19 protein-coding genes are annotated in these 22,365 nt (G+C 69.4%); 16 read left to right on the top strand and 3 right to left on the bottom strand.

All coding sequences use genetic code 11. The annotated features are described in order from the left end of the window. Window positions 1-46 precede the first annotated feature (46 nt). The 8 genes from ACGFY5_RS14490 (at window position 47) to ACGFY5_RS14455 (ending at window position 8,731) form a co-directional block, all read left to right on the top strand. Window positions 47-1,798, top strand: a complete 1,752-nt coding sequence (locus ACGFY5_RS14490; RefSeq protein WP_392720082.1) for a helix-turn-helix domain-containing protein — start codon at window positions 47-49, stop codon at window positions 1,796-1,798. Window positions 1,799-1,908: 110 nt separating this feature from the next. After that, window positions 1,909-3,519 carry a tannase/feruloyl esterase family alpha/beta hydrolase gene (locus tag ACGFY5_RS14485; RefSeq protein WP_392720081.1) on the top strand — a complete coding sequence of 537 codons (1,611 nt, stop codon included), beginning with the start codon at window positions 1,909-1,911 and terminating at the stop codon, window positions 3,517-3,519. Next, window positions 3,516-4,265, top strand: coding sequence for an ABC transporter ATP-binding protein (locus tag ACGFY5_RS14480; protein WP_392720080.1), 750 nt, complete (start codon window positions 3,516-3,518; stop codon window positions 4,263-4,265). Before ACGFY5_RS14485 ends, ACGFY5_RS14480 begins: the two co-directional genes overlap by 4 nt. Continuing rightward, complete coding sequence (locus ACGFY5_RS14475; protein ID WP_392720079.1) at window positions 4,258-4,950, top strand: ABC transporter ATP-binding protein; 693 nt, start codon at window positions 4,258-4,260, stop codon at window positions 4,948-4,950. The genes ACGFY5_RS14480 and ACGFY5_RS14475 overlap by 8 nt, the downstream gene beginning before the upstream one ends. Before the next feature lie 22 nt (window positions 4,951-4,972). Further along, complete coding sequence (locus ACGFY5_RS14470; RefSeq protein ID WP_392720077.1) at window positions 4,973-6,205, top strand: ABC transporter substrate-binding protein; 1,233 nt, start codon at window positions 4,973-4,975, stop codon at window positions 6,203-6,205. Beyond that, on the top strand, window positions 6,202-7,074 hold the full coding sequence (locus tag ACGFY5_RS14465; RefSeq protein ID WP_392720512.1) for a branched-chain amino acid ABC transporter permease: 873 nt from the start codon (window positions 6,202-6,204) through the stop codon (window positions 7,072-7,074). The genes ACGFY5_RS14470 and ACGFY5_RS14465 overlap by 4 nt, the downstream gene beginning before the upstream one ends. Then, a complete protein-coding gene (locus tag ACGFY5_RS14460) occupies window positions 7,071-8,054 on the top strand; it encodes a branched-chain amino acid ABC transporter permease (RefSeq protein WP_392720076.1) in 984 nt (327 codons plus the stop codon). Before ACGFY5_RS14465 ends, ACGFY5_RS14460 begins: the two co-directional genes overlap by 4 nt. Next, window positions 8,036-8,731 (top strand): TetR/AcrR family transcriptional regulator, encoded by a 696-nt coding sequence (locus tag ACGFY5_RS14455; RefSeq protein ID WP_392720075.1) that lies wholly within the window; start codon window positions 8,036-8,038, stop codon window positions 8,729-8,731. Before ACGFY5_RS14460 ends, ACGFY5_RS14455 begins: the two co-directional genes overlap by 19 nt. Before the next feature lie 4 nt (window positions 8,732-8,735). Here the strand turns inward: ACGFY5_RS14455 and ACGFY5_RS14450 are convergent, their stop codons facing one another. Next, window positions 8,736-9,293 (bottom strand): maleylpyruvate isomerase N-terminal domain-containing protein, encoded by a 558-nt coding sequence (locus ACGFY5_RS14450; RefSeq protein WP_392720074.1) that lies wholly within the window; start codon window positions 9,291-9,293, stop codon window positions 8,736-8,738. After that, complete coding sequence (locus ACGFY5_RS14445; RefSeq protein ID WP_392720073.1) at window positions 9,294-10,154, bottom strand: AraC family transcriptional regulator; 861 nt, start codon at window positions 10,152-10,154, stop codon at window positions 9,294-9,296. Window positions 10,155-10,235: 81 nt separating this feature from the next. Between ACGFY5_RS14445 and ACGFY5_RS14440 the strand changes: the two genes are divergently transcribed. The 8 genes from ACGFY5_RS14440 to yicI all read left to right on the top strand — a co-directional run bounded on the left by ACGFY5_RS14440 (window position 10,236) and on the right by yicI (window position 21,709). Continuing rightward, complete coding sequence (locus ACGFY5_RS14440; RefSeq protein ID WP_392720072.1) at window positions 10,236-10,964, top strand: class I SAM-dependent methyltransferase; 729 nt, start codon at window positions 10,236-10,238, stop codon at window positions 10,962-10,964. A 38-nt stretch (window positions 10,965-11,002) separates the two neighbouring features. Beyond that, window positions 11,003-12,160 carry an ROK family protein gene (locus ACGFY5_RS14435; RefSeq protein ID WP_392720071.1) on the top strand — a complete coding sequence of 386 codons (1,158 nt, stop codon included), beginning with the start codon at window positions 11,003-11,005 and terminating at the stop codon, window positions 12,158-12,160. Further along, window positions 12,157-14,100 (top strand): beta-galactosidase, encoded by a 1,944-nt coding sequence (locus ACGFY5_RS14430; RefSeq protein WP_392720070.1) that lies wholly within the window; start codon window positions 12,157-12,159, stop codon window positions 14,098-14,100. Before ACGFY5_RS14435 ends, ACGFY5_RS14430 begins: the two co-directional genes overlap by 4 nt. A 66-nt stretch (window positions 14,101-14,166) precedes the next feature. Next, window positions 14,167-15,468, top strand: coding sequence for an ABC transporter substrate-binding protein (locus ACGFY5_RS14425; protein ID WP_392720069.1), 1,302 nt, complete (start codon window positions 14,167-14,169; stop codon window positions 15,466-15,468). Next, window positions 15,468-16,364 carry a carbohydrate ABC transporter permease gene (locus tag ACGFY5_RS14420; RefSeq protein ID WP_392720068.1) on the top strand — a complete coding sequence of 299 codons (897 nt, stop codon included), beginning with the start codon at window positions 15,468-15,470 and terminating at the stop codon, window positions 16,362-16,364. Before ACGFY5_RS14425 ends, ACGFY5_RS14420 begins: the two co-directional genes overlap by 1 nt. Continuing rightward, window positions 16,354-17,226 carry a carbohydrate ABC transporter permease gene (locus ACGFY5_RS14415; protein ID WP_392720067.1) on the top strand — a complete coding sequence of 291 codons (873 nt, stop codon included), beginning with the start codon at window positions 16,354-16,356 and terminating at the stop codon, window positions 17,224-17,226. The genes ACGFY5_RS14420 and ACGFY5_RS14415 overlap by 11 nt, the downstream gene beginning before the upstream one ends. Further along, window positions 17,226-19,436, top strand: coding sequence for a glycoside hydrolase N-terminal domain-containing protein (locus tag ACGFY5_RS14410; protein WP_392720066.1), 2,211 nt, complete (start codon window positions 17,226-17,228; stop codon window positions 19,434-19,436). Before ACGFY5_RS14415 ends, ACGFY5_RS14410 begins: the two co-directional genes overlap by 1 nt. Further along, entirely contained in the window at window positions 19,433-21,709 is a 2,277-nt protein-coding gene (yicI, locus tag ACGFY5_RS14405) for an alpha-xylosidase (protein WP_392720510.1), read from the top strand. The genes ACGFY5_RS14410 and yicI overlap by 4 nt, the downstream gene beginning before the upstream one ends. Here the strand turns inward: yicI and ACGFY5_RS14400 are convergent. Then, window positions 21,649-22,356 (bottom strand): hypothetical protein, encoded by a 708-nt coding sequence (locus ACGFY5_RS14400; RefSeq protein WP_392720065.1) that lies wholly within the window; start codon window positions 22,354-22,356, stop codon window positions 21,649-21,651. The genes yicI and ACGFY5_RS14400 overlap by 61 nt on opposite strands. Window positions 22,357-22,365 lie beyond the last annotated feature (9 nt).

The raw sequence follows: 22,365 nt of genomic DNA, 5'->3' as shown, positions 1-22,365 counted from the left end.
TGATCACTCCACTTCCCTGGTCACCGTGGTGGAGGTACATCACACCGTGAGCGAGTCACCGGACCTCGCGTCCTACCGTCGGCGGCGCGAGCGCGAACTCAGCGCTCTCTACGCGACCGCGCGATCCCTGACCGCCCTCGGAGAGATCGACGCGGTGCTGGAGTCGATCGTGCGTGAGGCGCACGAGCTGGTCGGTACGGACTTCACGTACCTCTCGCTGGTCGGCCCCGACGGAAAGCTGACGCTGAAGGCGTCCCAGGGCACGATCTCCTCGACGTTCAACGAGGCCAGCGTGCCCTCCGGCACCGGCGTCGGAGGCCGGGTCATCGCCACCGGAGCACCGGCCTGGGTGAGCAACTACCTCGAGACCCAGGACGTCCCGCACGACCGGACGTTCGACGGTCTCGTCGTTCCGGAAGGCATGGTCGCGCTGCTCGGCGTCCCGCTCCTGGTGGGCGAGGAGGTCATCGGTGTGCTGTTCGCCGCGGACCGCACCGAACGGCCCTTCGAGCACGACGAGGTCGCGCTGCTGAGCGCATTCGCCGACCACGCGGCCATCGCGCTCAACAACGCTCGGCTCTACGACGAGAGCCGCTCCGCGCTCAAGCAGTTGCAGGCCGCGTACCGCACGATCGAGCACCAGGTCGCTGTCACCGAACGCGCTCAGTCGGTCCACGAAGCCCTGGCTCGGGTGGTGCTGACGGGCGGGGGCGCCGACGAGATCGCCCGGCTGCTGGTCGAACATCTGCGAGGCGAGGTCACGGTCTTCGACCGGACCGGTGCGGTCACCGCGACCTGCGCGTTCGACGTTCCGATCGGGCCGTCCGCGACCGACGTGGTCGAGCAGGCGCGCCGCACCGGACGGTGGGCCACCGCCACCGACCGCAGCGGGATCTGGCACAGCGCGGCCACGGTTCAGGCGGGCGACACCTACCTCGGCGCGCTCCTGCTGGCCCAGACCGAGGAGCCCACCGCCGTCGACCTGCGCACGCTGGAGCGGGCCGCGCAGATCATGGGGCTGCTCATCCTCAAGGAGACCGCTGTCGCCGAAGCCGAGGAGCGGGTCAGCGGCAGCCTGCTCACCGAGCTGCTGGTGTCCACCGCGCCGGTGGGCCCGGCCCAGCGCGCCCGGGCGCACGCTCGGGGCGTGGACATCGCGGCGTTGAACGTCGTCGTGGTGGCGGAGTCGGAGACGCGTCCGGCGTCCGACCTGGGGCGTCGGCTGCACGCGATGTCGGCCGAGTGGAACGGGCTCGCCGGCGAGCACCTGGGCCGCGCGGCGCTGCTCGCCGCCGCGTCGGATCCCGCCGCGCTCGCGGACACGATCCACTGTCGCCTCCGCCGGGAGTTGGGATCGGCGGTCCGGGTCGTCGCGCACAACGCGGATGCTGACGACTGGGGCCGCGCGTTCGAGATCGCCGGAAAGTGCTGCGACCTCATGCCGAGCCTCGGCGCGACCGACCGCGGATCGACGGCCGAGCCGTACGCGATGTTCGCTCTGCTCTTCGACGCGAAGCGCGGACCGGACCTCGACCGGTTCCTCGCCGACGCGCTGGCGGAGCTGCTGGCCTACGACGCGCGGAAGTCGACCCAGCTCGTGGCCACGCTGTCGACGTACTACGCGCATTCCGGCAACCTCACGCGCACTGCCGGCGCGCTCCACATCCACCTGAACACGCTGCTCAAGCGGCTGGAGCGGGTCGAGAGCATCCTCGGTCCGGACTGGCGCGCGCCGGACCGCGCCCTGGCGCTCCAGCTGGCGCTGCGGCTGCACGCGCTGCGGTCCCGGATCTCCTAGCTCCTCTGTGGAGCCTCTTGCGGAGGCTTGTGGCGGCTGTCACAGTGTCTGGCACCGAGTGTCGTCCTTGGACGAATTGACGGCACGGCGTGCTCTCTTGGAGGGACGCAATGAGGCGAATCCTGCCAGTTCCCATCACTATCGCTCTTGTACTCGTCACCGCAGTGATGACCACACCGGCCGCTGCGGCGGACAAGGGTCCGCGCTGTGCGGAATTGGCCGCGCAGGTGATTCCGGCATCGGTGATCAGCTCACCGACCCGGGGCGGTCGCGTCGAATCGGCGGCCATCAAGACCAAAGTCGTCACCGGCACGACGATCGAATACTGCGACGTCCGGGCGAAGCTTTCCCCGGTTGATCGGTCCGCTCCGGACATCGAGCTCCAGATCGGAATGCCGGTCGACTGGAATCGCCACACGCTGATGTTCGGCGGCGGCGGATACGACGGCACGATCCCCGACGTCACGCAGAACGTGCCGTTCGGCCGTCCCGATCAACCGACGCCGTTGGCCCGCGGATATGCGACGTACGGAAGTGACTCCGGCCATCAGGCCGGCCCCACCGCATCCTTGGACGGGTCGTTCGGCACCAACGACGAGGCCCTCCGCAACTTCGCGGCCGGCGACGCACTGAAGAAGACCCACGACGCCGCCATGTATGTGATTCGCCGGGCCTATGGCGCGAAACCCGCGCGAGCGTTCTTCGCGGGCGGATCGACGGGCGGCCGCGAGGCGCTCGTCGTCGCACAACGGTGGCCGGGCGCTTTCGACGGCGTCATTTCCGCCTATCCGGCCTGGAACAACGCGGCCGAGATCCTGTTCCTCGGGTATCTCGCGCGGGTGATGTCCCGCCCCGGTGCGTTTCCCGGACCGGAACAGCAGGCCCTCCTCTACAACAGCGTGATGGCCGCGTGCGACGGAAAGGACGGCGTCGAGGACAAGATCATTTCGAACGAGGAAGACTGCCACTTCGACCCTCGGGTACTGCGGTGTCCCGGAAAGGCGGGCTGCTTCTCCGACGCCCAGATCGCCTCGGTGATCGCCGCCTCCACCCCGTTGCGCTGGCCGTACCGCCTCGCCAGCGGCGAACGTCTTTACCCCGGCTTCCCTCTCCTCTCGGGCGCGGACATGAGGACGCCCTACCTCGGATTCGGTACGACCGCGCCGGCCAACCCGATGCCGACGACGAGCGCGTACGGATTCCAGTTCTGGGATCAATGGGTGAAGTATTTCGTCACCCGGGATCGCGGTTATGATTCCCTCGCGCTCGACCCGTTGCGACCGGGGAAGTGGCTTTCCCGCATCAGCCATTTATCCACCATTCAGGACCGCAATGAGACAGACCTGCGTCCTTTCGCGCGGTCCGGCGGGAAACTGCTCCTGCTGCACGGCGCCGCGGACGAACTGGTGTCCCACCGCTCCACCAACGACTATTACCAGCGGGTGGTCGACACGGTCGGGAGTCGGCAGACGAAGCAATTCCTGCGCTACTACCTCGTGCCCGGCGCCAACCACGCCAACGTCGGCGCGCCGGCGTTCGCCGCCACCTGGGACTCGCTCACCGCCCTCGAACACTGGGTGGAGAACGGACGGGCGCCGGTCGACCCCGTGAGCGCGGACAGCCGGGACGGCCGGACCCGCCCGCTCTGCGAGTACCCGCGCTGGCCGAAGTACCGCTCGGGCGATCCCGACCGTGCCCAGAGCTTCGAGTGCTCGCGATGACGGCCCGGGTGGCGGTACGCACGCAGGCCCTGACGAAGGAGTTCCGGGGCTTCCGCGCCGTCGATGCGGTCGATCTGGAGGTTCGCGAAGGCAGCGTGCACGCGCTGGTGGGCCCCAACGGTGCGGGCAAGACCACCCTGTTCAACCTCCTGACCGGCTTCGTGGCCCCGACGTCCGGCGTGATCGCGGTGTTCGACGAGGACGTCACCGGTCGGCCGCCCGAGCAGGTCGCGCGCCGGGGCGTCGCCCGGTCGTTCCAGATCACCAGCCTCTTCGAGACGCTGACGAGCCGCGAACACGTGGAGCTCGCACTGACCGACCAGGGGTTCCGGTTCTGGCGGTCGGAGAAGCTGCTGGGCCGGAACCGGGCCCGCGTGGACGAGCTGCTCGCTCAGGTGGGGCTGGCATCGGCGGCGGACAAGCCGGTCGGTTCCCTCGCCTACGGGCAGAAACGCACGCTGGAACTGGCGCTGGTGCTGGCGCTCGATCCGAAAGTGATGCTCCTCGACGAGCCGACCGCCGGGATGGGCATCGAGGACGTCGACCGCACGATCGAGCTGGTCCGACGCATCGCCGACGGCCGGACCGTGGTGTTGGTCGACCACAACATGCACGTCGTCGGCAGCCTCGCGGACCGGGTGACGGTCCTCCAGCAGGGCAAGGTACTGGCCGAAGGGAAGTACGACGAGGTCCGCACCGACGACCGGGTGATCACGGCCTATCTGGGCGAGGCCGACCATGCTTGACGTCACCGGGCTGACCGCGTGGTACGGCCAGGCGCAGGCGCTGCACGGGGTGGACGTGCACGTCGGCGAGGGCGAGGTCGTCGCGCTGGCCGGACGCAACGGCGCCGGCAAGACCACTCTCGTGCGCTGTCTGATCGGTCTGCACCGGCAGGTCGGCGGCACCGTGAGCTTCCTCGGCCGGGACGTCAGCCGTACCCCCGCGCATCAGCGGGCCCGCGCCGCCATGGGCTGGGTCCAGGACGACCGCGGCATCTACGCCGGCCTGACCGTGGAGGAGAACCTGCTCCTCCCGCCGACGGTCTCCGACCTGGCCTGGCCGCTCACGCGGGTCTACGAGGAGTTCCCCGCGCTCGCCGAACGACGCAGGGCGTCGGGCACCACGCTCTCGGGCGGCGAGCAGCAGATGCTGGCCATCGCCAGGGTGCTGCGGACCGGCGCCCGGCTGCTGCTCCTGGACGAGCCTTCCGAGGGCCTGGCCCCGGTGATCGTCGCCCGGATCGGGGCGATCATCCGCGAGATCAAGGCCACCGGCGTGGGCGTGCTGCTCATCGAGCAGAACGTCAAGTTCGCCGCCACCGTGGCCGACCGGCACTACCTGCTCAGCCAGGGCCGCATCGTCGAGACCCTCGACAACTCCGAATTCCAGCGACGCGAGGGCGAACTCCTCAAGCACCTCGGCATCTGACCGCTCGACCGGGAGGACTCCCATGAAGAGGGCGCGACTCATCGCGATGGCAGCGGTATTGGCACTCGGTGCCTGTGGGCAAGGCGGTCCCGGGGCGTCCGGTGGTGACTTCACCGGAGACAAACTCGTGCTGGCCGTGATGAACGACCAGTCCGGGATCTACAAGGACGCGTCGGGACCCAACTCGGTCAAGGCGGTCGAGATGGCCGTCGCCGACTACCGGAAGAAGTACGGCGACAAGGCCGTCGTCGACACGATCGAGGTGACGTCGACCGACCACCAGAACAAGCCGGACATCGCCAACACCAAGGCGCAGGAGCTGTACGAGCGCGGGGGAGCGGACGTCATCCTCGACGTGCCGACCTCGTCCGCGGCACTGGCCGTCGCCACCCAGGCCAAGAACCACAAAAAGCTCTTCCTCGACGTCAGCGCGGCGACCACCGCACTGACCGGCGCCCAGTGCAACAAGTACACGTTCCAGTGGGCCTACAACACCTACATGCTCGCCCACGGCACCGGCACGACAGTGACGAAGAACGGTGGCAAGAACTGGACCATCCTCTACCCCGACTACGAGTTCGGTCAGAACATGACCAAGTCGTTCACCAACGCGATCACCAAGGCCGGCGGCACGGTGCAGGACACGATCCCCACGCCCTTCCCGAACGAGAACTTCGCGACGTTCCTCACCAAGGCAGGCAGCACCAACCCCGACGTCATCGGCACGATGCACGCGGGCGGTGACCTGATCAACCTGGTCAAGCAGTTCAACGAGTCGGGGTTGAAGGAAAAGGGCATCGAGCTGGCCGTCGGGCTGATGCTCATCAACGACATCCATTCGCTGGGGGTGGACCAGTTCGCCGGCACGATGTTCACCGACGCCTGGTACTGGAACATGGACGACGAGTCGCGCGCGTTCGCCGACCGGTTCCGCGACGAGACCGGCGCCCGCCCGAGCTTCGAACACGCCGGCAACTACTCCGCCGCGCTCCAGTACCTGGAGGCTGTCCAGGCCGCGGGCACCGACGACGCCGACGAGGTCGTCGGCAAGCTGGAAGGCACGAAGGTCGACGACGCGTTCCTGCGCAACGGGGAGATCCGGGCCAAGGACCACTCGGTCGTCCACGACGCGTACCTCGTGCGGGTCAAGAAGCCGTCGGAGGTAAAGGAACCCTGGGACTACGAGGAGATCGTGGCCACGATCCCCGCGGCGGAGGCCTTCGCTCCCGCCGAGGCAGCCGGGTGCTCGATGTGAACGCGGCGCTGCAGTACACCGTCCAGGGCCTGGCGGCCGGCAGTTTCTACGCGCTGGCCGCCCTGGGGTTGGCGATCATCTTCGGGGTCCTGGGCGTCGTGAACTTCGCCCACGGCGCGTTCTACATGCTCGGCGCCGTCACCGCGGCCGTCCTGCTCGACTCCTTCGACCTGTCGCTGTGGTGGGCCCTGCTGATCGTGCCGGTGCTGATGTTCGCCGTCGGCGTCGTCGTCGAGCGGTTGCTCGTGCAGTGGCTGCTCCGGCTCGATCCGCTCTACAACTTCCTGCTGACGTTCGGCCTCACGTTGGTCGTCGTCGAGCTGGTCAAACAGCGCTATGGCGTCTCCGGGCTGCCGTACGAGCTCCCGGGTGTGCTCCGGGGACGCGTCGAGCTGGCCGGTGTCGTGCTGCCGCGCTACCAGCTGTTCGTGCTGCTGTCGTCCGCGGTGGTCTGCGTGCTCGTCTGGCTGGTGATGACGCGGACCCGGGTCGGCATGATCGTCCGGGCCTCGACCGAGAAGCCGGAACTCGCCCGGGCGCTGGGCATCAACGTCGGTCGCTGGGTGACGCCGGTCTTCGGTTTCGGCGTCGCGCTCGCCGGAGTGGCCGGCGTGCTCGCCGCACCGTTCCGAGCGATCACGGCCGACATGGGCAACAACTTCGCGATCATCCTGTTCGCGGTCGTGGTCATCGGCGGGCTCGGCTCGATCGTCGGCGCTGTCGTCGCGGGCTTCCTGGTGGGCCTGGTCGAGGCGTTCGGGCAGGCGTACGCCCCGACGTTCGCGCAGATCCTCATCTTCGTCCTGATGGCTCTGATCATTCTGGTCCGGCCGGCGGGACTGTTCGGACGTAGGGAGGCGACGGCATGACGGTCACCGAGGCGCCGGTCACGGGGGCGGACGCTCCGGTGACGACGCGGAGTTCGAGGCGGCGCTGGGTGCTGCTGGCCGTCGGCCTCGTGGCCGCGTTGGCGCTGCCCTGGTTCGTCTACCCGCCGGTGGCGATGGACATCGTCGCGATGGCGCTGTTCGCGATCGCCCTGGACATCCTGCTCGGGTACACGGGGTTGCTCTCGTTCGGGCACGCTGCGTTCTGGGGCAGCTCGGCGTACGTGACCGGCCTGATCGCGACGCATTACGGAGTGCCGTTCCCGCTGGCCGTTCTCGGTGGTGCGGTGTTCGCGATGATCCTCGCGCTGCCGCTGGGATACCTGTCGGTGCGTCGATCCGGGATCTACTTCGCGATGGTGACGCTCGCGTTCGCGCAGATGGTCTACTTCGTCGGCTACCAGTGGAGCGACCTGACCGGCGGTGAGAACGGGCTGCAGGGCGTGCCGCGGTCCTTCTTCGGCATCGAGCCGGTGGAGACCAACTCGTTCTACTTCTACTACGCGGCCCTGCCGATCCTCCTGCTCGGCATGTGGGCGGCCTGGCGGATCGTGCACTCACCGTTCGGACGGGTTCTGGTGTCGATCCGCGACAACACCCCGCGGGCCCGGGCGCTCGGGTACGAGGTGGACAAGTACAAGGTCGTCGCGTTCGTGCTCTCGGCCGGACTGACCGGGCTGGCCGGCGGGGTGTTCGCCATCAACCACGGTTTCGTCGCGCTGACCGAGCTGCACTGGAGCACGTCGGGCGAAGTGGTCCTGATGACGGTGCTGGGCGGCATCGGCACGCTCTGGGGAGGGATCCTCGGTGCGTTCCTGGTCGTGATGCTCGCCGACTACTTGGCTTCGTCCGGCTTCCACGGCATCGACCTGGTCACCGGGTCGGTCTTCGTCCTCGTCGTGCTGCTGTTCCGCCGGGGCATCTGGGGTACCGTTCGGCACCAATGGCTGAACCGGCGGTGACCTCGCGGAAGATCCTCGACACGAAGTACCGGATCTCCGAGACGGCGATGGCCCTCTTCTTGAAGGAGGGGTACGCGAACGTCACCGTCGAGGCGGTCGCGGAGGCGTCCAGCGTCTCGCGCCGGACGATCTTCCGGCACTTCGAGAGCAAAGACGAGCTGGTCTTCCCCGACCACCCCGAACGCCGCGGTCTGGTCGAGCGCTGTCTGCTCGCGTCCGCCCCCGACGCCGATCCGGTCGACGCCGTCATCGCGGCGACGGAGGAGTCGCTGCGCGAGTTCATCAGCCGGCCGGACCTCGTCCTCCGGCGGTACCAACTGACGCGCGTCGTGCCGGAGCTGCGTAAGCGCGAGGTGATCGAGCACGAGCGGTACGTGGCGCTCACCCGGTCGTTCCTCCGCGATCACCTGCCGCCCGACGCCCCGCCGTTCCAGCCGATGGCGCTTGCCGCCCTGATCGACGCGATCCACCGCTCGGCCCTGGGGAACTGGGTGCGTACCGGCGGCGCGACCGATCCGCTCGCCGAGCTGGCGGCGGGCATGGAGTGGGTTCGGCGACTCGTGGACCACCAGTCCACGTTCTCGTCCGCGCCGCTGCTGCTCGCGGTGCTCCCGGACACGCCCCAGACCCGTCGCGTCCTGACGTCGCTGAAGGACGAAGCCGCAGAGCTGCGGTAGCGCGTCACTGATCGGGGCGGGCGGCGTGCCAGTGCCATTCGCCGACGTCGCCCAGGCGGCCGGTGTAGCGGAGCAGATCGGGATCGGCGTCGGGGGCCAGGCGGCGGAGGGCTGCTGCGCCGAGTTCCGCCGGAAGGTGCCAGGGGATACCCAGGCCCTGGGTGATGTCGTGGGTGTGCACGAGGATCTCGGCGACTCCGAGTGCTGCGAAGCCGCAGGGGTCGCAGGGGCCGTAGTGCCACGCGCGGGTTTCGGGGTCCGCGGCGCGGATCGTGGTCGTGAGAAGCGCGCCGCTCGCCTCGGCGGCTGCCAGCACGTCGGTGGTGGTCGCCTCGGCGCGCATCACCAGGTCCTGTGGCAGGTATCTGCTCAGGCGCCGACCGGCCAGCTGCGCCGCGTAGGCGAACAGATCGTGCGCGATGTGCGCCAGCGTCTCCCGGCAGCTCCACTCGAGGACCCCCGCCGGCACGGACCAGTCGTCGTCCAGAGCCGGCCGCAGAACTTCGCTCATCACCTCGACGGCCCGCTCCAGGTCCTCGGCGTTCATGGCACGAGTGTCCACTCAGCGACGGTACCGCCCAGGAGGGACACCGTATTTGCGGCGGAACGCGGTGGCGAACGCGAACGGCGTCGCGTAGCCGACGCGCCGCGCCACCGTGGCCAGCGGCTCACTCGTCTCCCGCAGCAGCCGCGCTCCCGACGCGAGCCGCCAGTCCGTCACGTACGTCATCGGTGCCGAGCCGGTGACCGAACGGAAGTGCCGGGTGAACGCACTGCGCGACAGGCCCGCCAGAGCACTGAGCTGCTGCACGGTCCACGGTCGCGCCGGCTGCTCGTGGACGGCGCTCAGCGCCTTGGCGATGCCCGGCTCGTCGCTCAGCGGCCAGCGATCCTGCAGATGGCGCAGGATGTGCACGATCATCAGGTCGATCAGCGCTGCGCGTGCCGCGCCGCTGCCGGGCTCCGGCCGCGCGTAGTCGGCGCTCAGCATGTCGACGACCGAGCGCAAATGCGGATGACGGTCGTAGTCGGGGGTGAACGCGGCGACGTCCGGCAGGTTGCGCAGCACGGCGGGCACCCGACCGTCGGGCAGCGGGTACGTGCCGCACAGGAACTCGAAATCGACCGGCGCGGGCGGCGGCGGCACCTCGCCCAGCACGATCGGCGGGAGTCCGGCAAGCGTGCACGGAACCCGGGCGATGCCGTGCTCGGCGCCGGCGGCCACGAACACGACGTCCCCGGCTCGTAGCGGCACCGGTGGATCCGCTGCGGTGATCAACCAGCCCTCGCCGGACAGCAGCACGTGGAAGCCGATGAGCCGCGATGCTGGTAAGCGCAACCCGTAGGGTCCGGCCTCGGCGATCCGGCGTCCGTTGGCACGGCCGACGCTGACGCTGCCGATTGCCGCCGTGATCACGTCCACCGACTGATGGTAGTCGGACGCGTATGCGCGCGGTCCACGCACGCATGGCAGCCGGTCCGGGACGCCGATGTACTGGACGTCGTGAACACCGAGAACATCATGCGGCTGCTGTCCGGGCTGGTCGCCCCACTGCTCGACCCGTTGAACGACTTGCCGGAGGACGCGCACGTCGTCCAGATCGCGAGCGGGACGGGAGGACTCAGCCGGGCGCTGGCCCGTCGTCGCCCCGGCTTGAAGATCACGGCGATCGACATCAACCCCCAGGTGATCGACGCGGACACCGTCGACTTCCAGCAGATGGACATGACGAACCTGACGTTCGCCGACGGCAGCGTCGACGCGGTCATCTCGCGGATGGGTCTGCTGCTGGCCGGGACCGCACCCTTCGACGCAGCGGCTGCCGAAGCGGCCCGGATCCTGCGCCCGGGCGGGTTGCTCAGCATCGCGACGTGGAGCGATGTGAACGACAGCCCGTACACCCGGTTCGGGCTCGAGGTCCTGCGTCGGCATTCCGGGCCCACCGCCCTCGATACCGCGTTCGCGCGTCCGCGCTCCTTCGAGAGCTACCTGGTCGACGCCGGTCTGGACGACGTCGAGGGAACGGACTACCGCTGGGACACCGAATACCCGAGCTTCGGGGACTGGTGGGAGTTCGTCGCCGGCTTCGGACCGCTCGAGCCACTGTTCGGCGCCCTCGACCGGGGCGACGCGCAGCAGACGATGGCCGACGTGATCGCCCGCTACCGCACGGGGTCCGGCGGTTATCGTCTGCCCGCGACCGCCCGGCTGATCACCGCGCGGCGCATTTAGTGCCACCATGAAACAAAGGTCGACTAGGCTCCACTTCCGTGGCACCGGTGGCGAAGCGGCAGGAGAGAGCCTGGCCCAAGCTCTCCGAGGCCCAACGAGCGGTCCTGCTGGAAGTCCTCATCCACGGATCCCGTTCCCGCGCCGACCTCTCGCGGCGGCTGGGGCTCTCCCGCACCAGCCTGTCGCGGCTCTCGCGCGAACTGGTCGATCTGGGCATCGTGGCCGAGGGCGAGATCCGGCCGGTGGCGGGCCGCGGCCGGCCGTCCGAGATGCTGCTGATCCGCCCGGAAGCGGCCGCGTTCGTCGGCATCAAGCTCACCGGTGACGCGCTCTACCTCGCGGTCACCGATCTGCACGCCACCGTGGTGCACCAGCAGGAGCAGGCGATCGAATCTCGCGAGGTCGCCGACGTCGTCGCGCAGATCGGCGCGGCCGTCGAGGCGCTGCGCGCGGACTTTCCGGCTCTCGCGGCCGTCGGCGTCTGTCTGGCCGGTGACGTCGCCGGAGCCGGTGACGTCAGCGGCTCCGGCGACCGCGAGCTGATCGTCGGCTCGCACTTCCTCGGCTGGGACCAGGTACCGCTGTCCGACCTGGTCAGGGAAGCGACCGGACTTCCCGCCGTGGCCTCCAACGACGTGCAGTCGCTCACCGCCGCCCATCACTGGTTCGGGGCGGGGGTCGGACTGCGGTCGTTCGCGGTGATCGGACTCGGCATGGGCATCGCCGCCGGCATCGTCGTCAACGGCACGATCATCAAGGGTTCGCGCGGGCATCCGGGCAAGGTCGGGCACCTGCCGGTGACGGCGGAGGGCCCCAGCTGCGACCGGGGCCATGTCGGCTGCGTGTCCGCGTACGCGACCGCGCCCGCGATCATCAGGAACGCCGAAGCCGACAGCTATGCCGACGCGGTGAGAAAGGCCCGCGTCGGTGACCGGGTAGCCCAGAACGCGTTCACCAGCGCGGGTGAGGCACTCGGCGCCGCCATCGCGGCGATCGTCAACCTGGTCGACCCGGAGAAGGTCGTGGTCACCGGCGAAGGCTTGCCGGTATTGGAGCTGGCCGAGGCAGCCACCACGCGAGGCATGCGCGACCGCCTCGACCCCGCAGCCGAACCGGTGCCCATCACCCGCCACGAGTTCGACTTCGGCGCCTATGCCTGGGCCGCCGCCATTACTGCCATCCGGCACGTCGTGTGATCACGTTCGGCGGTGACTACAACCCCGACCAGTGGGACGAAAACGTCTGGGACGAGGACGTCCACCTGATGCGCGAGGCCGGCGTCGCGATGGTGACGCTGGGCGTCTTCTCGTGGGGCAACCTCGAGCTCTCCGACGGTGTCTTCGACTTCGGCTGGCTCGACCGCGTAATGGACCTGCTGCACGCGAACGGAATCGGCGTCGATCTGGCGACGCCCACCGCGTCACCCCCGATCTGGCTGCACCAGGCGCACCGCGAAGTACTTCCGGTGTCCCGCGAAGGAACCCGCTACTGGCAGGGCGGCCGCCTCGGGTGGTGCCCGAGTTCACCGGTGTTCCGCCGCTACGCGCTGCGGATCGTCGAGCGGCTGGCGCAGCGGTACGGGTCCCATCCCGCCGTCCGGATGTGGCACGTCAGCAACGAGCTCGGCGGCGGTAACCGCCACTGCTATTGCGACGTCACAGCGCAGGCGTTCCAGGGCTGGCTGCAGCAGCGGCACGGCACCGTCGACGCACTGAACAAGGCCTGGGGAACCGCGTTCTGGGGCCACCGGTACCGCGAGTTCGCGCAGGTGCTGCCGCCCCGGGACAGCGAGTCCGCGGCGAACCCCGGGCTGCTGCTGGACTTCGACCGGTTCAGCTCGGACGCCCTGCTGGAGCACTACCTCGCCGAACGCGACCTGCTGCGCTCGATCGTCGGCGACACCCCCGTGACCACGAACTTCATGGTGGGCACCGGTCCGGGTGTCGTCGACTACGCGCGCTGGGCACCGCACGTCGACGTCGTCGCCAACGACCATTACACGATTTCCGCGGACCCGCTGCGCCACGTCGAATTGGCGTTCGCTGCCGACCGCACCCGCGGCCTGGACCGCGACCGGCCCTGGCTGTTGATGGAGCACGCCACCAGCGCGGTCAACTGGCAACCGCGCAACCGGTCGAACGCACCCGGCGAGCTGGTCCGGCACAGTCTCGCGCACGTGGCGCGCGGCGCCGACGGCGCGATGTTCTTCCAGTGGCGGGCGTCGACGGCCGGTGCCGAGCAGTGGCACTCCGCGATGGTGCCGCACGCGGGTACCCGCACCAAGGTTTGGCGCGAGGTCTGCGAGCTCGGTGCGCTGCTGGGGCGCCTGAGCGAGGTCGCCGGATCGCGCGTAACGGCGGACGTCGCGCTGCTCTACGACGACGAGGCCGGCTGGGCGTGGCGCGCGGGCCAGAAACCGCATCACGACCTGCCACCGGCGCATGCCGCGCGGGACTACCACCGGGCTTTCTGGCGACGGGGAGTGACCGTCGACGTGGTGCCCCCGTGGGCCGACCTGTCCGGGTACGCGGTCGTGGTGGTGCCGGCGCTGTACCTGGTGTCCGACGCGAACGCCCGCGCGGTGACGGCGGCCGCCGAGCGAGGTGCGACGGTGCTCGTGACGTACCTGTCCGGCATCGTCGACGAGACCAACCGCGTGCGCGCCGGTGGTTACCCCGGTGCGTTCCGCGACCTGCTGGGCGTCGTCGTGGAGGAGTTCTTCGTTCTGGCGGACGGTGAACGGACGGAGCTGGACGACGGCGCGGCGGCCTCGGACTGGACGGAATGGGTCCACGCCGACGCGGCGGACGTGGTCGCGCGGTTCACGACCGGGCCCCTGGCGGGCGTTCCGGCGGTGACCCGTCGTGCGGTCGGCGCGGGGGAGGCCTGGTACGTCGCCGCGCGGCTCGACGACGCGGGAATCGATCGGATTCTGGACGCCGCGGTGGCCGTGCCGCCGGTGGTTCCGCCCCGGGACGGGCTGGAGGCGGTCCGGCGGGGCCGGTATCTGTTCCTCCTCAACCACTCCGATGTGGAGTACGACATCGCAGCTCAGGGCCACGATCTGGTGGCCGACCGCGCGGTCGGCGGAAGTCTGCGTCTCGCGCCCGGCGAGGTAGCCGTCGTGCGCTCTTGATTTTTGTTCCGGGGTGGCACAAAATCTGTCACCTGCTGCTAACGGCAGTTACCGGAAGGAACCCGTGTGACTATCCATCGCCGTCGTCGGTTAGTCGCGGCCGTGCTCGCTCTCGTGACCGCCGGTGCGCTGACCACTGCCTGCTCCTCCGACAGCTCCAGCGAAGAGACCAGCGAGGCCGCCACCGGAACCGTCGAGTTCTGGGGCTGGGTGCCCGGCCTCGAGGACCTCGTCGCGAAGTGGAACGGCAAGAACAACGGGATCAAGGTCAATTTCCACCGGATGACCGGAGACGACGGCGAGAAGGTCGAGGCGGCGGTCGACGCCGGCGCCGGCCCCGACCTGGTGCAGTTGAGCACCCACGACCTTCCGGACTACGTGATCGCCGGCCGGGTCAAGCCGATCACCAAGTACGTGCAGGACATCAAGGACAACAACACGGCCAGCTCGTGGGCGTCGGTGACGTTCGGCGACGAGGTCTACGGCGTGCCGCAGGGCATCGGGCCGGCCGGGCTGATGTACCGGACGGACCTGCTGGCGAAGTACAAAATCGCGGTGCCCAAGACCTGGGACGAGTACCTCGCCGCCGCGCGTGCGATCCACAAGGCCGACCCGAAGGTCTACCTCGCGAACCTCTCGCCCACCGAGATCGGGCAGTGGATGCAGGAGGTCCAGCAGGCCGAAGGCAGCTGGTACGGCACCAAGGGCGACGCGTGGACCGTCGGGGTGAACGACGCCGCGAGCAAGAAGGTCGCCGCGCGCTGGCAGACGCTGCTCGACGAGAAGCTGGTCACCACCCAGAAGATGTGGACGCCGGAGTACTGGGCGTCGGTCAACGCGGGCAAGATCGCCACGATCTCCTACGCGGCCTGGTTCCCCTCGCAGGTGGTCGAGAACGCCGGGAAGACGTCGGGCAAGTGGAAGATCGCCCCGCTGCCGACGAACGCCGGGTCGAACAACTCCGGTGACTCCGGCGGCGCCGCGGTCGTGGCACTCAAGGGCTCGAAGAACGTCTCGATCGCGGCGAAGTTCGCCAGCTGGCTCAACGACTCCGACGAGACGCAGGAGACGCTGATCTCGGTCGGCGGCCTGTTCCCGTCGACGAAGAACGGGCTGGCGTCGCCGGCGTTGATGAAGCCGCAGCCGTTCTTCGGCAACCAGGTCATCAACGAGGTGTTCGCGGACGCCGCGGCCCGCACCCCGGCTACCTGGAAGGAAGGGCCGAACTACGGCACCGCCCAGACGGCGGTCACCGACGAGTTCTCCAAGGTCGTCACCGGCAACCAGACGTTCCTGCAGGCCCTCGACAAAGCCCAAGCCGCCACGATCGACGACCTGAAGAGCCGCGGGCTCAGCGTGGCGCAGTAATGACCCGCTCCCGATGGGCCCCGTACCTCTTCCTGCTGCCGTTCACGATCCTGTTCCTGCTGTTCCTCGTCGCGCCGATCGGCGTCGCGATCTGGAACAGCCTGCACGCGACGAAGTCGTCGGGGCTGGGCTTCGGCACGGCCAGGACGGTCTTCGTCGGCGTGGAGAACTACAGCCGGGCGTTCCGTGACTCGGACTTCGTGACCGGCTTCGGCCGGGTCGCGTTGTTCGGCGCGGTGCAGGTTCCGTTCATGATGATCGTCGCCGCGGGCCTTGCTCTGCTGTTCGACTCCGCGGTGCTCAAGGCCAAGCGGTTCTTCCAGTTCGCGGTCTTCCTGCCGTACGCGGTGCCCGGCGTGATCGCGGCACTGCTGTGGGGGTTCCTGTACCAGCCGTCGGTGAGTCCGCTGGTCGGCTTTCTGCGGGACATCGGGATCTCCGCGGACCTGCTGGCGCCCGGCACCATCCTGTGGTCGATCGCCAACGTGAGTGTCTGGTCCTACACCGGCATCAACATGATCATCCTGTACACCGCGTTGCAGTCCGTGCCTCGGGAGATGTACGAGTCGGCCCGGATCGACGGTGCGGGGCAGCTGCGCATCGCCTGGAGCATCAAGCTGCCGATGATCGCGCCGGCGGTGGTGCTCACCACGCTGTCGTCGATCATCGGCACGCTCCAGCTGTTCAACGAACCGCAGGTGCTCAAGTCGATCACCGCGAACATCGCGAGCGACTACACGCCCAACATGGCCGTGTACGCGACAGCGACGCTCGGGCAGAACCAGAACCTGTCCTCCGCGATGGCCGTCATCCTCGGCGCGGTGACCCTCACCGTGTCGCTGATCGTGCTGCGGCTGACCAACCGGCGAACGATGGTGGCTGACGATGCAGTCTGACCGCCGCGGCGCGGCCGGCGATCGCGGCAGCACCGGCTGGACCATCGTGGTCACCGGCGTCATGGTGCTCGTCTCGCTGTACTTCCTGATTCCGGTGGTGTGGCTGGTCGTCGCATCGACCAAGTCCAACACGGACCTGTTCGCCACCCCGGGCTTCGCGTTCGCGAAGTTCCACCTGTGGGACAACATCGCGGACCTGAGCAGCTACGACGGCGGAATCTTCTGGCGCTGGGCGATGAACTCGATCATCTACTCGGTGCTCGGCAGCGCCGCGACGACGCTGGTCAGCGCGATCACGGGCTACGCGCTGGCGATGTACCGGTTCCGGGGCCGCAAGCTGGTGATGGGCGTGGTCCTGGGCAGCATGCTCATCCCGGGCACGGTGATCGCGCAGCCCACGTACGGACTGCTGGTCAACCTGGGGCTGAACAACACCTACGCGGGGCTGCTGCTCCCGGCGCTGGTGTACCCGTTCGGTGTGCTGCTGTGTTACGTCTACGCGCAGTCGTCGGTGCCGCCGTCGCTGGTCGAGGCCGCGCGGATCGACGGGGCGAGCGAGCTGCGGATCTTTCTGTCGATCGGGCTGCGGCTGATGACCAGCGGGCTGGTCACGGTGCTGCTGTTCGCGTTCCTGGGGAGCTGGAACAGCTACCTGCTGCCGCTGCTCGTGCTCACCGACCAGGACCTGATGCCGCTGACCGTCGGCCTGAGCGGCTGGAACCAGGCGTCGATCACGATCCCCGCCTTGCAGACGTTGACGGTCATCGGCTCGCTGTTGTCGGTGGTGCCGGTGGCGGCGGCCTTCGTGTTCCTGCAGCGCTTCTGGCGGGCCGGTCTCACGGCGGGCGGCATCCGGTTCTGATGCTGACATTCGATCGGCCGGCCGGTTCCTGGCTCGAAGCGTTGCCGCTGGGCAACGGGCGGCTCGGGGCGATGGCGTACGGCTCGCGGTTCGATCTCAACGACGAGACCGCGTGGTCGGGTAGTCCGCGGAGCGAGTCGCGGCAGCCTCGGCCGTCGGCCGATTCGTCGCGGGCCGCCATCGAGGAGGCCCGGCGGCTGATCCTCGCCGGACGCGGCCGGGCCGCCGAGGCGGCGGTGCGGCGGCTGCAGTCGAACTACTCGCAGGCGTACCTGCCGGTCGCCACGGTCGAGATGACGTCGTTCGACGGCCCGAACTATCGGCGGACGCTCGACCTCCGCACCGGCTTGCACACCGTGACCAGCGGTGGGGTCGTCCAGCGCACTGTGGTGTCCGCTCCGGACGGGATGCTGGTGCACGTCATCGACGGGGTGACCTCCGAGGCGCCGTTCGAGGTGCGGCTGAGCAGCCCGTTGCTGGAGCTGTCCCGTACCTCGTCCTCTCTCGTGCTGCGGCTGCCGAGCGATGTCGCGCCGACGCACGAGCCGGATTTCCCCGCCGCGACCTGGGGGCCCGACGCGTTGGAGGCGGCCGTCGCGGTGCGGGTCATCCGGACCCCCGGCCGGATCGTGGTGCTGATTTCCACCGACACGACGTTCGCGGGTCTCGGCCGACCACCGGCCGGGTCCGGCCGGGATGCGCTGGGCCGGGTGGCGGCCGAGCTGGCTGCGGCCGACGACGCCGACGTGCTCATCGAGCGGGCCTGCGCGGACCACGCCCGGTTGCTCGGTCGGGTGGAGCTGGACTTCGGTGGGGCCCTCGTGAACGACACGACCGATCGGCGGCTCGCGCGTGCCTACGCCGACCCGGCCGGGCCGCTGGCCAACGACCCCGGCCTCGCCGCACTGCTGTTCCACTACGGCCGGTACCTGCTGGTCGCCAGCTCCCGGCCCGGCGGCCTGCCCGCCAACCTCCAGGGCATCTGGAACGACTCGATGCAGCCACCCTGGAGCAGCAACTACACGCTCAACGTCAACCTGCAGATGAACTACTGGCCGGCCGAGGTCACGAACCTGCCGGAGACCGCGGAACCCCTGCACGACTTCATCGCCGCGCTGGCCGGGCCGGGTGCGGAGACCGCCCGCCGGATCTACGACGCCGGCGGCTGGACCGCCCACCCCAACAGCGACGCCTGGCTCTACACGTCGATGGTCGGCGCGCGACGCGGCGATCCCTCCTGGGCGTTCTGGCCGCTCGCCGGCGCGTGGCTGGTGCGCCATCTGTGGGATCACGTGCGCTTCGGCGACGACGAGTTCCTGCGACGTGCCTGGCCGCTGATCGCCGGAGCCGCCCGGTTCGGCGTGGACTGGCTGGTACGGCTACCGACCGGCGACTGGGGCACCGTGCCCTCCACGTCGCCGGAGAACAAGTACCGCGACGCCGACGGCGAGCCCACCGCTCTGACCTACGCGTCGGCAATGGACCTCGCGCTGCTGCGCGAGCTGTTCCGGACGACGCTCGACGCAGCAACGCAACTAGGCATCGACGACGAGCTCACGAAAGCAGTGCGATCGATCGGGCTTCCCGGTCCGCACATCACCCCGGACGGCCTGATCCGGGAGTGGGGCGACGACGCGGTCGCCGTCGATCCGCAGCACCGGCACGTGTCCCACCTGTACTTCGTCTATCCCGGCGAAGAGCCGCTCACCGAGGCGCTGCGGGACGCGGCGATCGCCACGCTGACCGAACGCGGCGACGACTCCACCGGCTGGTCGCTGGCCTGGAAGCTGGCACTGTGGGCCCGCCTCCGCGTGCCCGAGAAAGTCTCCGACCTGCTGGCCCTCATCTTCCGCGACGCGGGCGGCGGCGCCGGCCCGTGGCAGGGCGGTCTGTACCCGAACCTGTTCGCGGCGCATCCGCCTTTTCAGATCGACGGCAACCTGGGCTACGTCGCGGCGCTCTGTGAAGCGCTGCTGCAGAGCCATGCGGGGGTGATCGACCTGCTCCCGGCGGTGCCGCGCGAACTGTCCACCGGGCGGGTCCGCGGGCTGGTGGCCCGGCCCGGGGTCCTCGTCGATCTGAACTGGAGTGACGGCGAGCTGACGTCGGTGGCCCTGCGAGGAAACCACCCCGAGCTGCAGGTGCGGTACCTGAACACGACGCTCACGGTGACCGCTCCCATTCGACTGACCGCGAAGGACTTCCGCTGAAATTCACCGACGGATTCTGGGAACGCCGGCCCGGGGTCGACGCCCTGTACGCGCAGGAGGCGTACGACCTCGCCGACCTCGGTGACGGGCGGCTGCAGATCACCGCACCGACGAAACGGATCGAGCGGCGCGGTGACACGCTCAACCGTCCGGTGCTGACGGTGACGCTGAGCTCGCCGCTGCCCGGCGTCATCGGGGTGCGGGTCGAGCACTTCGCCGGTGGGGCGGATTACGTCGGGTTCGATCTCGTGGGCGCGGAGCCCGGGCACGGTTGCGTGCAGATCGAACCGCAGCGTGCGACGTTGTCCAGCGGCGAACTGACGGCGACGATCGAGCGCGGCGCCCCGTGGAACCTCACGTTCTCCTCCGGCGGGCAGCCGCTCACCGCGTCGACCGGCAAGTCGGTCGCGTACCTCACCGTCGACGGGTCCGAGCACTACGTCCACCAACGTCTCGCGCTCGACGTCGGTGAGCTCGTCTACGGGCTCGGCGAGCGGTTCGGGCCGCTGGTCAAGAACGGTCAGAGCGTCGACATCTGGAACGCCGACGGTGGCACCGCCAGCGAGCAGGCCTACAAGAACGTGCCGTTCTACCTGACCAACCGCGGGTACGGCGTGCTGGTCGACCACCCTGGCCGCGTGTCGTTCGAGGTCGGATCGGAAGTGGTCAGCCAGGTGCAGTTCTCCGTGCCGGGGGAGCGGATCGACTACTACCTGATCGCGGGCGACCCGAAGCAGGTGCTCGACCGGTACACCCAGCTGACCGGCCGGCCGGCGCAGGTGCCCGCCTGGTCGTACGGCCTGTGGCTGTCGACGAGCTTCACCACCGCCTACGACGAGGACACGGTCACCGGCTTCGTCGCCGAGATGGCCCGCCGGGACCTGCCGCTGTCGGTGTTCCACTTCGACTGCTTCTGGATGCGCGAGTTCAACTGGTGCGACTTCGAGTGGGATCCGCGGGTGTTCCCGGACCCCGAGGGCATGCTCGCCCGGCTGCACGAGCGGGACCTGCGCGTCAGCGTCTGGATCAACCCGTACATCGGGCAGCGGTCGCCGCTGTTCGCCGAGGCCAAGGCCGCCGGCTACCTGGTGCGCCGCCCCACCGGCGAGGTGTGGCAGAGCGACATGTGGCAGGCCGGGATGGCCCTCGTCGACTTCACCAACCCCGACGCCACCGCCTGGTTCCAGGGCAAGCTCGAGGCGCTGGTCGCGCAGGGCGTCGACGCGTTCAAGACCGACTTCGGCGAGCGCATCCCGACCGCCGTGGTCTTCGCCGACGGGTCCGACCCGTTCCGGATGCACAACTACTACACGCACCTCTACAACCGCGCGGTGACCGACGTCCTGCGCCGCGCCCGTCCCGATCACGACGCTGTCGTGTTCGCCCGGTCCGCGACCACCGGCGGTCAGGCGCTGCCGGTGCACTGGGGTGGCGACTCGACGTCCTCGTTCACGTCGATGGCCGAGACGCTGCGCGGCGGCCTCTCGCTGGCGATGAGCGGGTTCGCGTTCTGGAGCCACGACATCGGCGGTTTCGAGGGCGAGCCCGAACCGGCGGTGTTCAAGCGCTGGCTGGCGTTCGGTCTGCTCTCCAGCCACAGCCGGTTGCACGGCAACGGCTCCTACCGCGTCCCCTGGTCGATCGACGCGGAGTCGGTCGAGGTGACCCGTCGATTCGCTCAGCTGAAGAACCGGCTGATGCCGTACCTGTTCGCAGCCGGACGGCAGGCGGCCGAGACCGGGCTGCCGGTGCTGCGGCCGGTGCAGCTGGAGTTCCCGGACGATCCGGCGGTGGCCTATCTCGACCGGCAATATCTGCTCGGCTCCGACCTGATGGTGGCGCCGGTGTTCAGCGCCGAGGGCACCGTCGACTTCTATCTGCCCGACGGGGAGTGGACCGACTACTGGACCGGCGCCCGGGTGGCCGGTGGCCGGTGGTTGCGGGAGACGCACGGCTTCACCAGCCTGCCGCTGTACGTCCGCGAAGGAGCGGTGCTCCCGATCGGGGCGCGCAGCGACCGGCCGGACTACGACTACCTGTCCGGCCTGGAGCTGCACGCCTATCCCGGGGGCCCGGCGACGAAGACCCTGGCGGTGAGTTCTGCGACGTTCACCGTGACGACGTCGGACGAGGGCGTGATCGCCCGGTCGGCGCTCGACTCCGGATGGTCGCTGCGAGTGCCGGGCGGTGACCCGGTGAACGCCGTCGACGGTCAGGCTGCGGCGAGGTCCTTGTCGATCGACTCGAGCACGGACCGGAACGGCGTGAGCTGATCGTCGGTCGTGTTGTGGATGACCGACATCTGCACCATGTCGTGGCCGGTACGGGACCAGAAGATCGTCAGGTAGCCGTCCCCGACGACAGTCATCCGCACGGCGAACTGCTTCTCGCCGATCGGCGGCGGCTCGAGCTGCTCGACGATGACCGGGTACTCCTTGCCGTTGCCGAACGCGGTGAACTTCGCGCACCGCTTCGCGAGAGCGGTGGCATCGTCGACGTCGAATCCGTCGGCGGCGTTCGTCCAGGAACCGATGAAGAACTTCGCGTCGACGACGGGCGGCGACTGGGTGCGGTAGACGATGCTCTCCAGGACCGTCGGCTCGGCGCGCTGGACCGCGGGGCCGCGGCGCCCGACCTGGCTGCACTCCGCCGGCTTCGTGGGGGTGGCGAGGTCCTCACCACTGGCCGGTGAGTCCCAGCCCGTGCCGGGGAGTTCGCGGATGTCCGGCAGGGCGCTGCGGGCCTGCTCCGGCGTCAGCAGCCGCCCGTCCCGGGGCTCGGCGGCCACCGAAGCCGACGCGGTCGGTGTCGCGGAGGCCTGAGCCAGGCCCGTGCCCGCGACGAGCCGATCCACCACGGGCGGCTGACCGGCGCACCCGGCCAGCAGCACGCACACGGCAACGAGAACGACGATGCGCATCGACCAACC

Source organism: Cryptosporangium sp. NPDC048952 (assembly GCF_043197895.1).
Taxonomy (GTDB): Bacteria; Actinomycetota; Actinomycetes; order Mycobacteriales; family Cryptosporangiaceae; genus Cryptosporangium.
Note: the sequence above shows the minus strand (reverse complement) of the source record. Positions and strands in the feature narration are given on the sequence as shown.